Annotated in this window: 16 protein-coding genes; 10 read left to right on the top strand and 6 right to left on the bottom strand. The window is 24.7% G+C overall.

The annotated features are described in order from the left end of the window. Positions 1–4 precede the first annotated feature (4 nt). Genes lspA through AAHM89_RS07985 form a run of 3 tightly spaced genes read left to right on the top strand, consistent with a single transcriptional unit; the run spans position 5 to position 2,881 of the window. Positions 5–712, top strand: coding sequence for a signal peptidase II (gene lspA / locus AAHM89_RS07975; RefSeq protein ID WP_342266001.1), 708 nt, complete (start codon positions 5–7; stop codon positions 710–712). After that, positions 657–1,523 (top strand): RluA family pseudouridine synthase, encoded by an 867-nt coding sequence (locus AAHM89_RS07980; RefSeq protein ID WP_256468411.1) that lies wholly within the window; start codon positions 657–659, stop codon positions 1,521–1,523. The genes lspA and AAHM89_RS07980 overlap by 56 nt, the downstream gene beginning before the upstream one ends. Next, positions 1,523–2,881: a hypothetical protein gene (locus AAHM89_RS07985; RefSeq protein WP_342266002.1), complete on the top strand. Its 1,359-nt coding sequence runs from the start codon at positions 1,523–1,525 to the stop codon at positions 2,879–2,881. The genes AAHM89_RS07980 and AAHM89_RS07985 overlap by 1 nt, the downstream gene beginning before the upstream one ends. 42 nt (positions 2,882–2,923) lie before the next feature. Here AAHM89_RS07985 and tsaE read toward each other — a convergent pair whose 3' ends face one another. The 3 genes from tsaE to AAHM89_RS08000 all read right to left on the bottom strand — a co-directional run bounded on the left by tsaE (position 2,924) and on the right by AAHM89_RS08000 (position 4,942). Next, positions 2,924–3,394: a tRNA (adenosine(37)-N6)-threonylcarbamoyltransferase complex ATPase subunit type 1 TsaE gene (tsaE, locus tag AAHM89_RS07990; RefSeq protein WP_342266003.1), complete on the bottom strand. Its 471-nt coding sequence runs from the start codon at positions 3,392–3,394 to the stop codon at positions 2,924–2,926. A gap of 95 nt (positions 3,395–3,489) precedes the next feature. Beyond that, the gene (gene pnuC / locus AAHM89_RS07995; RefSeq protein WP_342266004.1) at positions 3,490–4,227 is read right to left on the bottom strand and encodes a nicotinamide riboside transporter PnuC; all 738 of its coding nucleotides are present in this window, start codon (positions 4,225–4,227) and stop codon (positions 3,490–3,492) included. A gap of 178 nt (positions 4,228–4,405) precedes the next feature. Beyond that, positions 4,406–4,942: a hypothetical protein gene (locus AAHM89_RS08000; RefSeq protein ID WP_286642680.1), complete on the bottom strand. Its 537-nt coding sequence runs from the start codon at positions 4,940–4,942 to the stop codon at positions 4,406–4,408. 181 nt (positions 4,943–5,123) lie between these two features. Between AAHM89_RS08000 and asnS the strand changes: the two genes are divergently transcribed. Then, positions 5,124–6,542, top strand: coding sequence for an asparagine--tRNA ligase (gene asnS, locus AAHM89_RS08005; RefSeq protein WP_422397100.1), 1,419 nt, complete (start codon positions 5,124–5,126; stop codon positions 6,540–6,542). Positions 6,543–6,687: 145 nt separating this feature from the next. Beyond that, a complete protein-coding gene (locus AAHM89_RS08010) occupies positions 6,688–7,215 on the top strand; it encodes a hypothetical protein (protein WP_342266005.1) in 528 nt (175 codons plus the stop codon). Positions 7,216–7,270: 55 nt separating this feature from the next. On the opposite strand, the gene greA is transcribed toward AAHM89_RS08010, so the two are convergent. Next, positions 7,271–7,792, bottom strand: coding sequence for a transcription elongation factor GreA (greA, locus tag AAHM89_RS08015; RefSeq protein WP_342266006.1), 522 nt, complete (start codon positions 7,790–7,792; stop codon positions 7,271–7,273). A gap of 109 nt (positions 7,793–7,901) precedes the next feature. Continuing rightward, a complete protein-coding gene (locus AAHM89_RS08020; RefSeq protein WP_252320667.1) occupies positions 7,902–8,249 on the bottom strand; it encodes an HPr family phosphocarrier protein in 348 nt (115 codons plus the stop codon). A 219-nt stretch (positions 8,250–8,468) separates the two neighbouring features. On the opposite strand from AAHM89_RS08020, the gene rpmB reads away from it, so the two are divergent. The 5 genes from rpmB (at position 8,469) to phoU (ending at position 13,444) form a co-directional block, all read left to right on the top strand. After that, the gene (rpmB, locus tag AAHM89_RS08025) at positions 8,469–8,660 is read left to right on the top strand and encodes a 50S ribosomal protein L28 (protein WP_252320665.1); all 192 of its coding nucleotides are present in this window, start codon (positions 8,469–8,471) and stop codon (positions 8,658–8,660) included. 210 nt (positions 8,661–8,870) lie between these two features. After that, entirely contained in the window at positions 8,871–9,833 is a 963-nt protein-coding gene (locus AAHM89_RS08030) for a PstS family phosphate ABC transporter substrate-binding protein (protein WP_342266007.1), read from the top strand. Between the two features lie 14 nt (positions 9,834–9,847). Next, entirely contained in the window at positions 9,848–11,869 is a 2,022-nt protein-coding gene (gene pstA, locus AAHM89_RS08035) for a phosphate ABC transporter permease PstA (RefSeq protein WP_342266008.1), read from the top strand. Then, entirely contained in the window at positions 11,794–12,729 is a 936-nt protein-coding gene (gene pstB, locus AAHM89_RS08040) for a phosphate ABC transporter ATP-binding protein PstB (RefSeq protein ID WP_252320660.1), read from the top strand. The genes pstA and pstB overlap by 76 nt, the downstream gene beginning before the upstream one ends. A 37-nt stretch (positions 12,730–12,766) precedes the next feature. After that, entirely contained in the window at positions 12,767–13,444 is a 678-nt protein-coding gene (gene phoU / locus AAHM89_RS08045; RefSeq protein WP_342266009.1) for a phosphate signaling complex protein PhoU, read from the top strand. Positions 13,445–13,980: 536 nt separating this feature from the next. On the opposite strand, the gene AAHM89_RS08050 is transcribed toward phoU, so the two are convergent. Then, complete coding sequence (locus tag AAHM89_RS08050; protein ID WP_342266010.1) at positions 13,981–14,979, bottom strand: ABC transporter ATP-binding protein; 999 nt, start codon at positions 14,977–14,979, stop codon at positions 13,981–13,983. Positions 14,980–14,990 lie beyond the last annotated feature (11 nt).

A 14,990-nucleotide genomic window follows, 5' to 3' on the forward strand; every position in this document is an offset into this window, starting at 1 on the left:
AATTATGGAATTTTCTTGATTAGCAATTAAAAATCATTTAAAAACACGTGATTGAAAATGATTAACTAAAATAATTTGTTTTTGTGCAATTATTATTCTAATTGTCACTGATCAAATGATAAAATTAGCAGTACAAAATGGAATAAAAGTTGGTGAAGAATATAAATTCATACCCGGATTTATTAATTTAAAATTTATTATTAATTATGGTTCTGCTTTTAGTTTTTTTCAAAATCAAAAAATCTTTCTAATAACTTTTGCTTTTCTAGTAGCAATTGCTAGTAGCACCTGACTATTATTTACTAAATCTATTAACAGAGCACTAGGTCTCAGTTTTGTTATTGCAGGAACAATCGGTAATTTAACCGATAGATTTTTACATAATGGTGGTGTTATTGACTTTTTATTATGACAACTATTCCCACCATATACTATTTTTAATACTGCGGATATATTTATTACCATTGGTATCACAATAATTATTCTACAAATAATTATTGGAACCATAATTAATGCCTATCAAGAAAAGTTTGGAGAACACAATAATGAAGTCAACAACGGAACATTCACAACAATCATCAATGATAGAAAATCAAAAGATGATAAAACTAACATATCATGAAAACAAAAATATCCGCATCGACAAATATTTAGCAATGATATTAACAGAACATCATTATTCACGAAATTTTATCCAAAATTTAATCACTAATGGGCAAGTAATAGTTAATAATAAAACTATTTCATCAGCTAACTTATTATTAAAAAATAATGATGAAATAAATATTATTATTAAAAATGAAAAAGAGAACACTTTAAAAGCAACTGCAATTGATTTTGAAATAATTTATGAGGATAATGAAATTCTTGTTATTAACAAACCTAATAATTTGGTTGTCCACCCAGGAGCAGGTAATTGAGATAATACTTTAGTTAACGGATTATTATTCCAATCTAAAATTGAAAATATTGATGAAAATAATTTACGTCCAGGCATTGTTCATCGTATTGACAAACAAACGACAGGGTTATTATTAGTAGCTAAAAATAAAATTAGTCATCATATTTTAGCAGAACAATTACAAAAACATGAAATTAAACGAATTTATATTGCATTAGTTCATGGTACAATTAAAGGTAGATCAGGAACCATTAAAGCGCCTATTGCTAGAAGCAATAATAATCGTCTAAAAATGATGGTCAATGAACAAAATAGTAAGAAAGCAACTACTCATTTTACAGTTATTGAGCGATTTAAAGACTATACTTTAGTTCAATGTCAATTAGAAACTGGTCGAACACACCAAATTCGTGTTCATTTTGAGTGAATTGAACATCCAATTGTAAATGACCCTTTATACAGCAAGTTTAAATTGGAAAATGCTAATATTGGACAATACTTACATGCTAAAGTCATTACTTTTACTCATCCCACAACTAAAAAAGTTATGACTTTTGAATGTAATTTACCTGATTTTTTTGAAAATAAATTACAATTATTACGAAAGGAAAGTGTTAAATAATGGATGATAATATTCTAGATATTTTAGGTTTACAATTAGTTGATTATTTTATTAGTCATCAAGATTATCGACCATTTAATGTTCCTAAAGAATTAAAACTACATGTTAAAGGTGAAGTATATCTAACTAATAAAGATAGTAATACTTATCATATCATTAAAATTATTAAAGAAAAAAAATTTAATCCTCACCATTTAAAAAATAAAGATGAAGTTTATGAAATTTTACATAAACAATTAGCAGATGAAGGTGTTAAAGATATTCGTTATTTAATGGTTATTTTAAATGATGATAACCAAAACGAAAATCGAATGTCACCAGCGGTTGATGTTATTATTGCTACTAGTGACAAAATTGTTCAAGAATTATCTAAATTTTATCCTAGTATTACTAAATTTATTAAGGTAGACTTACCCCAACTTGAAACTGAAACCGAAAATAATGAAGAGACTAATGAAGATAATAGTACTGGAACTTTAAGTGATAATTGAAAAAAAGTTAATTTTCAAAACCGTCGTTACTTAAGCGAAACATTAAAAAAATGTACTAATGCTAATTTGGCAGTTACCTGATTTCTTTTTATAATTCCTATTATTACACTTGTTGTTTTTCTAGTAATTATAAATCTTAGTCAAGATGATTGATTAGCATTAGATTATAAACAACAACATTTGCTTTTTGGTGCCAATTATCATAACTTAATATTTGGTGCTTATCAATATTGAAGGTGATTAATTTATCCATTTGCTGGTAATGATATAAATCCTTCAACTCCTATTAATTTAATATTTTCACTTTGAATGTTTTATCGTGTTGGTAGATTTGTTGAAGGATTTTATGGATGATGAAAAGCAATTTTCATTTGAATTGGTGCAATGATTCTAACCGGTATTTTACAAAGTGTTGTTGATAATATTAATATCATGTCAGGATTTTGAGTTTTTCCTGTAATTTCATTAGGAGCAATGTTACCTTTCATTTGAAATTATAAATTATTTAAAACTCCAATTATGAGTCGTTTCTTTACAACTATTTTATTAATGTTAATATTTTGATTTATAACTGATCAACAAGTAGTGACATTATTATATTGAATGATTGCTTTTGTCACAGGATGATTATTTGCTTCTTTAATCGGATATCATAATCGTAAAATAACTGTGTATTATGCTTTTAGTCCAATTGCTATTGGTTCATTAGTATTATTTGCTGGTTTACTTTGAGGTTTAAATAATTATTATCCTGTTGATGATAATAATTATACTTTAGAAGTATTAAAACAATATCAAAAACTTGGTCTAATTAGTCAAAGTACTATTAATAATATTATGCTTAATTACTTTCACATACAAGTATAAAAAAAAGTAGGATTTTTCCTACTTTTTTTTATAAATAAAATTCTATATTTTTTTTAATGCATCAAATAAATACTTTTCTTCCTCTTTTGTAAGAAGATTAGTATTAATAACTATCTGTCTACTATTAATATCAATAATTTTAAAATCTATAGCAATATATGAATAATTATTAAAATTAATTTTTAATCTTTCTGATCATTCAATTATCATAAAATTATTCATCATTATTTCATAATATTCTTCTAAATGAGGATTAATTAAACGATAACCATCCATATGAATTAAATTTCATTCATATTTAGTTTGATACTTATTTCAAATAATAAAAGTTGGTGAATTAATAATATTTTTAACTCCAAGTAAATTACCAATTAATTTAGTAATTTGCGTTTTACCACTACCAAGCGGACCATTTAATAATAAAATTAAATTTGGTTTAGCAATTTTAGCAATTATTTTGGCAAGAGTATTAGTGTCATCTAAATTTTTTAATATATATACATTTTTTTTCATAATAACCTTCTTTGATAATTATTTTATACTTTACAAACTATTATACAAAATAATAACTTATTTTCTAAATTATTATTTTTCTTATTTAAAAGTTATTACTGCTCATATGTTTCTTTTTTAACTACTACTTTTTCTTTACTTCTTACAAAAAATCATTGATAAAAACCAAAACCAGAATTACCAAGAGCAACAATTCACATTAATAAAAGATTTACATCCAAACGATTATGAGCAACTCCCGAATACATAGCTATTTGAAAAATATTAACAATTATTCAAAAAATTCATTGTTCACGAAAACGTAATAACATTAGTATTTGCGCAACAATACTTAAAGAATTAGTTAATGAATCTAGAATATGTGGTAAAACTTGTTGAAAAGTATTACCATCAAAATCATATTTCCCTAAAATTACACGTGAAAATTCAGGAATTTCAAAATAAAAAAATACTGATAAAACAATTGCAAAGTAAATAGTAACAATACTTGTTTTTAAATTTAAACGTTTAGAAATTATTTCTTGTTGTGAATCTAAATGAAATTTCCATAAACTATAGCCAATAAATTGAAAAGGCAAAAAGAAAAATAAATTCAACTGCATATCACCAACATAATCTCAAACTAAAGCAATACAACCATAAATAGTAACAGAAAAAAAGCCTCAAAAAAAATTAGAAATTTTACCAAATGAAATTAAAATTATACAAATAACATTAGTAAAAGCAGCAATACCATTTAAGAATAATAATACTTGCTGTCAAGGATGATAAACTTGACGATTTACAATAGTTCAAACCGAAGGATATAAATTAGGATTAATAAAATGATTCAAATCAAAAAAATGTATTTCATAACATAAAAATCCCTAAACAAATAATAGCTACTTTAGCAGAAAATGGAATTTTATTAAGATCTTTGGGTATTGATAATAAAAATTCTTTTATATTTTTTTTCTTTTTATAAATCTAAATTTTATATCTTTAAACATATTTTCTTCCTTTTAAATTTATTTATTTATTTATGTTCACTATTGTATTATTCAATCGTAATTTTCCATAAATTGCCAATGTAAGTGCATCATTAACTTTATCTAGTTCACTCTCATTAATAAAAATACCATTAATACCATTTTCACCAATACTACCATCACCTTTACCAAAATAACTTAACTTTAAATCTAAATTCAAACTAGATAAATCAACAGCATAAAAATGTCATATTTTTATTGAAGTTTTATTAGCATAGTAACTACCAAGTCTATAAATACAATCAAGTTTTAAGCTTCTAATATTAATTCCTGTCTCTTCTAAAATTTCATTCTTAACAGTTTCTAGTGATGATTTACCTAATTTACAACCACCTGTTAGAGTACTAAAAAATGATATCTTTTTATTTTCAAATAAAGGATTCTTTTCTTTCATTAATAAAAATCAATATTGATTGTATTTATATACAAAAGGTAAAACTGCAACTCCTTCATTATTACATCATGGTTCACTAACACCTGTCATAAAGCCATTAGTAATTAACTTTAAAAATTTGCCCATAATAAACCGCCTTTACTATAAGTAATATTATAACATTAACTTAAAATTCAATTTGAAATTTTATACTAACTAAAAATAAAATTTATCCCAAATATTAATGAAAAAAATCATAAATAATTCCCTACTAAGATAATAGTTAATATATAATTTATTTATTATATAAAAATAAATAGGAGGAACAATAATGATTTACACGATTAATAATTTATTTATTAATAGTAACGATAAAACTAAAAAAATACCAACACAAGTAACTGTTAACGGTTGGGTTCGTTCTAATCGAAATAGTAAAAAAGTTGGGTTTTTAGATTTAAACGATGGTTCTTCAATTAATAACTTACAAGTAGTATATGATCCAAATTTAGAAAATACTAACAATTTAACTAATGTTACTACTGGTAGTGCTGTTACTATTACTGGTAATTTAATTTTAACACCAAATGCGAAACAACCATTTGAACTAAAAGTAATTACTGCTACTGTCTACAACATATGCGCTAATGATTATCCAATCCAAAAAAAAGAACATACAAATGAATTTCTTCGTGAACATGCACACTTACGTGTTCGTACTAATACTTTCTTGTCATTATTTAGAATTCGTGATCAAGTATCATGATCTATTCATAATTTTTTTCATAATAATCAATTTATTTACCTACATAGTCCTCTTATTACAGCTAATGATGCTGAAGGTGCTGGTGAAAATTTTATTGTTACTACTATAACTAATGATAAATATGAAAAGGATTTTTTTGGGAAAAAAGCCTCATTAACTGTTAGTGGTCAGTTAAATGCTGAAGCCTACGCTCAATCTTTACAAAAAGTTTATACATTTGGACCAACATTTCGTGCTGAAAAATCTAATACTACACGTCACGCAGCAGAATTTTGAATGGTAGAACCAGAATTTACCTTTAGTAATCTACAAGATAATATTATACTAGCCCAAAAACTAATAAAAACTGTTATTAGAGATGTTCTAAATAATTGTAATTCTGAATTAAAATTTTTAGAACAAAAACAAGAAACTAAAAATGAACAATCACTAATTGAAAAATTAGAAAAAATTGCCGATTTTAAATCTGATTTTAAAGTTATTACTTATACAGAAGTCATTGAATTACTTTTAAATGCACAAAAAAAAGGAAAAAAATTTGAATTTAATGAAATTAAATGAGGAATTGATTTACAATCAGAACATGAAAGATATTTATGTGAAGAAATAACTAAACAGCCAACTTTTGTTATTAACTATCCACAAACCATCAAAGCTTTTTACATGAAACTTAATCCAATTGATAGTAATTATCCACAACAAAAAACAGTGGCAGCTATGGATTTATTAGTGCCAGGGATTGGTGAATTAATTGGTGGTTCTGTTCGTGAAGATAATTATGAACAATTACTAAAAAATAAAACCCAATTCAAAATTGAGGGTAATGATCTACAATGATATTTTGATTTAAGAAAATATGGATATGCACCAAGTGCTGGTTTTGGTTTAGGTCTAGAAAGATTTTTAATGTTTATTACTGGTATTAATAATATTAGAGATGTTATTCCTTTTCCTCGTACACCAAATAACTTATTATTCTAAAATAATAATATTTTAATAATATCTTTTTAAATTAAACTTATAATGTTATTTAAAACTCCTATTACTACATTAAAATCCAACATAATATATAATTAATTTAGTATTAAATAATTATTAATAAGTTAAAAAAAGAAAGGATATTTATATGCCAAAGTCATATGAAATTATAAAAACAATATTAAAAAATAATACTTTTAAATTAAAAAGTAAACGTTTAAATTTAGAAATAATGATTGATTATAATCAAAAAGATCTAATTAATGTTCAACACTCAATTTACAATAGTTCAAAAGCAACCATTTTTTCTAAAGAATTACAAGAATTTTTAAAAAATGCTTACCATAATGCAGTTGCATCTAAAAAAATAGATATCCCATGAGTAATAACAGCAACTTTTAATTTACCAAATTCATCATATATAACTGAAATTAATGACTTAAAAAATAAAATTATTAAAGAAGGTATAACTATTAAAAATGATGAAACATACTTTGAAACTAAACTTTCTTTAAAAGAAATATGTGAAAACTTTAATATTGAAAATTCTAACATAAAAGAATTACTAAATGATTGCTTAAAAATCCCAGATAATAATTTTGAAAAAATCAAACAACAAAGTAATTTAGATACTAAAGAAAACAAAACTTATAATTATCATTCTGTTCAATTATAAATAATTTAATTAAAAATGATCACTATTTATTAGTGATCATTTTTAATTAAATTATTTATAATTGATTTTTTACTTCTATAATTTTTACCCTATATGTTTCTTTAATACCTTTAATATCAACAATATCACCAACAACACAATTCATAATTGATACTGCTAATGGACACTCATTAGAAATTAATCCTTCAAATGGATTACTTTCAATACTTCCAACAATTTTAATTTTTTCTTCTGAATCAGAAACAATTTTACCATCTTTAATTTTTACAATTGTTACTCAACTACCAACACGAACTGCTTTGATATTACTATTTTTACGTTGTTTTTGTTCTTCAAGAATAACAGCACTAGTAATAATAGTTTCAAGTTCTTGAATGCGTGCTTCATTTTTACCTTGCTCTTCACGCGCACTAGTATAATCAGCATTTTCTGATAAATCACCATCAGCCCTAGCTGCTTTTAATCGTTCTTTTATCGATTCACGTTCAACATTAATTCGTTTATATAATTCAGTTTTTAACTTTTCTAAACCTTGTTCTGAAATTATTATTTCTTTATTTTTGTTAATTTCGCTCATTAAATGCCTCCATTTATATAATTTAATATTTTAAGAACGTAAATAATTATATCATAAGGATAAATGGTTTTAAAAAAAGTATTCAAAAGAATACTTTTTTTAAAACCATTTACTTTATTAATTTTTCTTCTTTTAATAAAGAAATAATTTCTGTTTTAACTTCTTCAAGTTTTTTATCTTCTTCTTTCTCATCCATTTTTGTAATAATAAAAGCAATTTTACTAAAATTTTTTGCTTGTAAACCTAGAAAATTAAGAACTGACTTAGCTTTAACTTTAGTTTCATTACCAGTAAGTTTTACTGGCTTCGTAATATCTGCATTATCAGGTAATTTAATGACTTCTACCTCAATATTTTTATACTTACTAATAGCAGCAGCAATTTTGGCTATTGGTCGTGCATGTAAACCAATCTTTTTTTCATCATCAATTTGCACAGCATAAATAATACAATTCATTTTTTTCCTCCAAGATTTCTTAAAAATTTGTATAATATAGTTTATTTATAACATATTTTTTATTTTTTTAAAAAAAAATATATAATTTAAATTTTTCTTATTAAAATAATGTCCTAGTAAATATTCAATTTTTTACAAATAAATTTTAATTTTTTTTAAAATAAATAAATAAATATGGTATTATTTATTAGTTAAAACATTAATAAGGAGAAAATAACTATGGCAAGAAAATGTGCTTTAAGTGGTATTGGTCCACTAGCTGGTAACAACCGTTCGCATGCGATGAACTCTTCTAGAAGAAAATGAAATCCAAACTTACAACCAGTAAAAATTGGTGGAAAAACTTTAATGATTAGTGCTCGTACTTTAAAAACTTTAAAGAAAAATAATGCTTTAGATAATAAAAAATAAAGTTATTTTATCTTTTGAATTATATAAATAAAGAATACTAATAAAAGAAAGAAATACTTTTCTTTTATTTTTTATATTAAATTAAAAATATTAATAATATAGTCTAGAATCTACATTTTTTATAAAAATGAAATAATTTTTCTAGTTTTTATCAATTATATTGTTATAATACGTGTATGATAAAGAAAACTCTCAGTTGGGTGGATTTATATGCTAAAAAAAAGAATTTTGTCATTATTTTGATTAATCACAATGATTAGTATTTTTATTGTAACTTTAGTTAGTCATAAACCCTATTTTATTATGGGTGGTTCAACTTCAGTAGCACCTTTAATGCATACATTAATGGAAGACTATCCTGATAATCATAAAGAAGCAGATTTTACTTATAACAGTTTAGGTTCAGATGCAGCAGTAATTCCCGTTAATAAAAATATGTTTGGTATTGGCTGACTTTCAAAGGAATATACAACTCCTAATAATAATTTAATTTCTTTTGTTTTATCAAAAGATGGCATGATTTTAGTTTATAATTTACCAAAAGATTGCTTAGGTAATAATAAACCTCTAAATTTTACACAAGATAAAGTAAAAAAAATGTATTTAAAATCGTCTATTTTCTGAAGAGATTTATTTCCACAAAATACTTCAGAACCAAATCAAGGTTGAATCAAACCAACTTGTGACCTCAAAATTTTACCTTATACTAGAGAAAATGGTTCAGGAACACGAGATGTTTTTAATGAAAAAATTCTGGGTGATTCAAAAGCATATTATCCACAAGCAATAACCGTTAATTCAAGTACACAAATGTTTAATATGTCTAGTGGTGGTGTTGGTTATAGTTCATATTCAGATAAAAAACAATTAGATTCAAATAAACAATTCACTAATATTCATATTGCTAATTGAGAAAAAATTGCTCCAAGTTTAGATACCATTAAAAATGGTACTTATCAGTTATCACGACCATTTACAGGTTTAATAAATAAAAATTTTAAACAAATTAATACTTTAGTTAAATTTCTAAAATTCTTGTTTATTCCTGGCTATCCAGGTCATAACGAATACGTAGTTCCTGCTTTTTCAGAAGCTCAATACGCACAATCAGCAGTACCATTAACTGACAAATTAAATCATGATTTAAATCAGTGATTAAACAATTTTCCATAAAGGAGTATTAATAAATGAAATCCAAATCTTTTAAAAAGTTTTGACATAAAATAACTTTTAATCATTTTAATAAAAATCATGATCCAAAAAATGTTTTTATTAGTGAACAAAAAAAACATACTTATGATTTGATTGCTAAAATTTGTGTATTGTCTATATCTTCATTAGCACTAATTGCCGCTTCATTATTAATTGGTTTTATTATCGGCCAAACATTTAGTAATATGAGTTTTCTTAATTGATTTAAAATGTTAGGAAATAGTAAATGATTACCTAGTGCTAATAGTTTTGGTATTATTGCCTTTGTTGTTGCCACTTTTTGAGTTGCGCTATTTTCAATGATACTTGCTGTTCCTTTAAGTTTACTAACATCATTATTTATATGTGAATTTTTACCACCAAAATTAAAAAAAACAACATTAACTTTAGTAGAATTATTATCTGGTATTCCTTCAGTTGTTTTTGGTGCTTTTGGTTTAATGACCATTGGTCCTATTTTTGTAAAAATGGGAGCACCAACCAAAGAAAATATGATGACAGCAAGTTTTATTTTATCAATGATGGCATTACCAACAATTATTTCATTATCTGTTAATGCTATTACTAGAGTACCAAAATCTTATCTATATGCATCATTAGCACTAGGTATTAGCAGGACTGACACTAGTTTTAAAGTCATTTTTAAAGCGGCAAAAACCAAAATCATTGGTGCAATAATTTTTGGATTTGGAAGAGTCATTGGTGAAACAATGGCCGTTGTCATGATTGCTGGTAATAGTACTCTAACCCCCAATTTTGCACATGGTCCACTTGCATTTTTATTTAGTTCAATTTCTACTTTAGCGGGAGTAATTGGACTAGAAATTGGAGAAGCAGTTAGTTATCAACAAATATCAGCATTATATGGAATTGGTTTATTTTTATTTATTATAGTTTCAATCATTAACTTTATTGTTTTAATAATTTATAAACGTAGTGATAAAAAAGCAAAAGGTCATAAAAAACCACGAAATTATAATTTAAAAAAAATAAATCTATCTGATAATCAACTAATGTTAACTATTAGTGAAAAAACTATTAAAAATCAAGGTTGAAAACACTTTAAAGACTATTTTCGATTATTCTTTATGGGGCTAGCTTGTTTTATTACTATGGGATTAATTATTTGAATTATTGGTGATATTATTATTAATGGTATCTTCAACATTAGTGGTAATGCTGGTAGTAGCGTTTTCAATTTTAATTTTGCGGCTTTAATTTGAACAACCGGTGATGAAGGTTACTTATCAATTATCACAATGACATGTTTATTGGTATTAACAACAATTACTATTGCTATGCCATTAGGTATTATTGGCGCAATTTATCTTCACGAATATGCCAAAAATGGTTGATTTGCTTCAATATTACGTTTTGTGCTAAATACCTTAGCTTCTACGCCATCAATTATCTTTGGTATGTTTGGATTTACTTTTTTTATTACTTTCTTACAAATAAGTTTCTCAGCAATTGCTGCTAGTTTAACATTAACAATTGTTATTTTACCACTTATTATTAGAGCAGTAGAAGATACATTAAAATCAGTACCTATTGAATATCGTGAAGCATCATTAGCACTAGGTGCTAGTAAATTTGAAACAATAAGAAAAGTAGTTATTCCAGCTGCCATTGGTGGCATTATTACTAGTATGATTTTATCAATGGGTAGAATTATTGGTGAATCAGCACCAGTTTATCTAACATTAGGAAGCACTGTTGCTTTTCCCAATAAAGGTTTCTTAAGTTCAGGACAAACTTTAACAACCCATATTTTATTAGTTAATAAAGAATCAAATGACCCTAATAAATTAGGAATGATGTACCAAACAGCACTAATAACAGTTATACTAATATTTATTTTAAATTTTATAGCAAAACATTTTGAAAAAAGTTTAACAACAGGAATCGGGGTGAAAACAAAATGCTCAATTGAATTATTAAAAGAAAAAATGAAAGCAAGAAAGAATCAGCGAATAGCAATAAAAAAAGAAAAGTAAATGTGATTAAACCTTACTTTTTAAAAGTGAAAGATAAATTTAAGAAAAAACCAAATAACAAATCAAATAATTTATCAAATATAGAAAATATTCCAAAAAGTAATTATGTTTTTACTATTAAAAATTTAAATTTCTTCTATAATCATGGTAAAAAACAGGCTTTATTTAATATAAATTTAGAAATAAGTCGTAATCAAGTAACCGCTTTTATTGGACCAAGTGGTTGTGGCAAATCAACATTACTACGAACTTTAAATAGAATGAATGATTTAATTGATGGTGTTAAAATTAATGGACAAATATTATTCAATAATGAAGATATTTATGAAAATAAAAAAAATATTATTTCATTACGAACTAAAGTTGGAATGGTATTTCAAAAACCTAATCCCTTTCCAATGTCAATTTATGATAATGTTGCATATGGTCCAAAAAATCAAGGCATTAAAAACAAAAAGATTCTAAATCAAATTGTCGAAGATGCTTTAAAAAAAGCGGCTTTATGAGATGAAGTTGCTCAACACTTATTTGATTCAGCATTATCATTATCAGGTGGCCAACAACAACGTTTATGTATTGCTCGTGCTATTGCCCTAAAACCAGAAGTACTATTAATGGATGAACCAACTTCAGCTCTAGATCCGATTGCCGCATCTAAAATTGAAGACTTAATGAATGATTTAAAATCAGACTTTACAATTATTGTTGTTACTCATTCAATGCAACAAGCAGCACGAATTTCTGATAAAACTGCTTTTTTCTTAAATGGAGAAGTCATTGAATATAATAATACTAAAAAAATATTTTCACGACCAAAAGATAAAAGAACAGAAGATTATATTACCGGCAGATTTGGTTAAAAATATATATAATTAATTATAGAGAAAGGAGGAAAAAATGAAAATAATTAACCGTAGATTTGATTTAGATATCATAAATTTAAAACAAAACTTATTAACTTTATTAAAAGAAGTAAAAAAAGAACATAAAGACGCTTTAATAGCAATGGAAACACAAGATTTTGATATGTCAAAAAGAATTGTTGAAACCGATAAAGAAATTAGAACAGTCGCTGAAAGTTTAACAATTACTGCAATTTGAAGTATTGCTCAACAAAATCCTTTTGCTACTGACTTACGTACTATTATTGGCTATATGAATATTATTCGTGATTTAGAACGTATTTCAAATTATGCTAAAAATTTATCCAAATTTAATGTCAAATATAAACCAGAAATTAAATTAACATCTCAATTATCAGGATTAATGAAAAAAGTATTTAAAATGATGGATTTAATTGGTGAATCTATAAATGAAAATGATATTAACAAAGCTTATCAAGCAGCAGAATATGATATCGATATTGATAATCGTTTTCATGAATCAATGAAAAACATTGTCAATATGTTAAAAGTAAACAAAAATAATGATCAACTCTCTCAATATACATCAACAATGCAACAGTTGAAATATATTGAAAGACTAGGTGATCACTTAGTTAACATTTGTGAAACAATAGTATATATTATTAAAGGTAAATTTTATGATTTATCTTCAACAAAAATATCTGAATAATTTATCAATCATTGTTAAAATAATTACTTTTTTTGCAAGTTTCATTTAAATATTTTTAAGTCATACTTTAATATGATAATATTTATTATTATTTTATTTTTAATTGTATTAAATTAAGGTATGATTTTTTAATTTAATACTAAAATTTCTAAAAAGGAATGTTTAACTTAGTTCTTCTATTTTAATATTACTATTAATATTTTTTTTGTTATCTACATTTTGCTTATTTTTATTATATAATAAAGAAATTCCTATTATTAAACCAATTAAATTTAATGTTAAAAATAATAATATGATGCCTAATGCATTATTACTATTACATAAAGTTATACCTCAAATTAAAAACACTATTCAAATTACTAAACATATTCATATAATAAATGTAATTAAACCAATACTCATTACCTTGCACCTTTTTCTTTCTAAAAAATAATTAAACTAAATAAAATATAGTATTTTCTATTAGATTCTTATAATTTAATATTTTTTTCTTTATACAAGTATTTATTAAATCAACCCCCATCTATACCCTTTTCTTATGATCAATTTATTTCATTTGGTTTCATTGGTTTTTCATTATTCTTTACACTAATAATTTTACCATTTTTAACGTTAATAACAGTATTTGCAACATATTGGAAGTTAGGATTATGAGTAACCATAATAATTGATGTTTTATATTCTCGATTAACATCCAATAAAATTTCTAACACCTTACGCCCCATTTCCTCATCAAGTGCTCCTGTTGGCTCATCACAAAATAAAATTGTCGGATTTTTTGCTAGTGCTCTACCAATCGATACTCTTTGTTGTTGTCCACCTGATAATTGACTTGGAAACTTATTCATATGTTCATCCATTTCAATAACTTGAAAAATATCATCAATACTCATATTTTTATTTTTAGCAAGATTTTCACCAACTTCAGCATTTTCACGAGCAGTTAAGTTAGTTAATAAATTGTATTGTTGAAAAATAAAACCAACATTATCTCGTCTAAATTTAGTTAAATGACTATCTTTTAATAAAGATAAATTGTATCCCGCCACAAAAACATCACCAGTATTAGGTTTATCCAATCCCGAAATAATATTTAATAATGTTGTCTTACCACTTCCCGATGGTCCTAAGATAACAACAAAATCACCTAATTTAATTTTTAAATTAACTCCTTTTAATACTTCATATTCTAAGTCTCCAGTTAAGTAAGATTTTTTAACATCAAATAATTCAATAACATTAGTTTGAGTATCAGGAGTATTATTAGTCATTGATATAATTTTACCTGCTAAAATTTCTTTTGAATGAGTTTTTGTTAATTTTTTAATTGCTTTTTGATTATCTTTAAAAGCTTGCAATTTAGCTTTATTAGCTTCTATTTCTTCCTTTGATTCTGGTTTATCATGAGATTTATGAGTTACTGGTGGTATTGTACCTTCGGTTTTAGATACTGACTTCTTTGTAAAAGTAGATTCTAACTTATTTTTAGTTACTTGTCCACTTGAATTTTTAGTGTTTTTTTTATCATTTTTCATGTTTTTATTCC

Source organism: Spiroplasma endosymbiont of Villa modesta (assembly GCF_964030925.1).
Classification (GTDB): Bacteria; Bacillota_I; Bacilli_A; order Mycoplasmatales; family VBWQ01; genus Spiroplasma_E.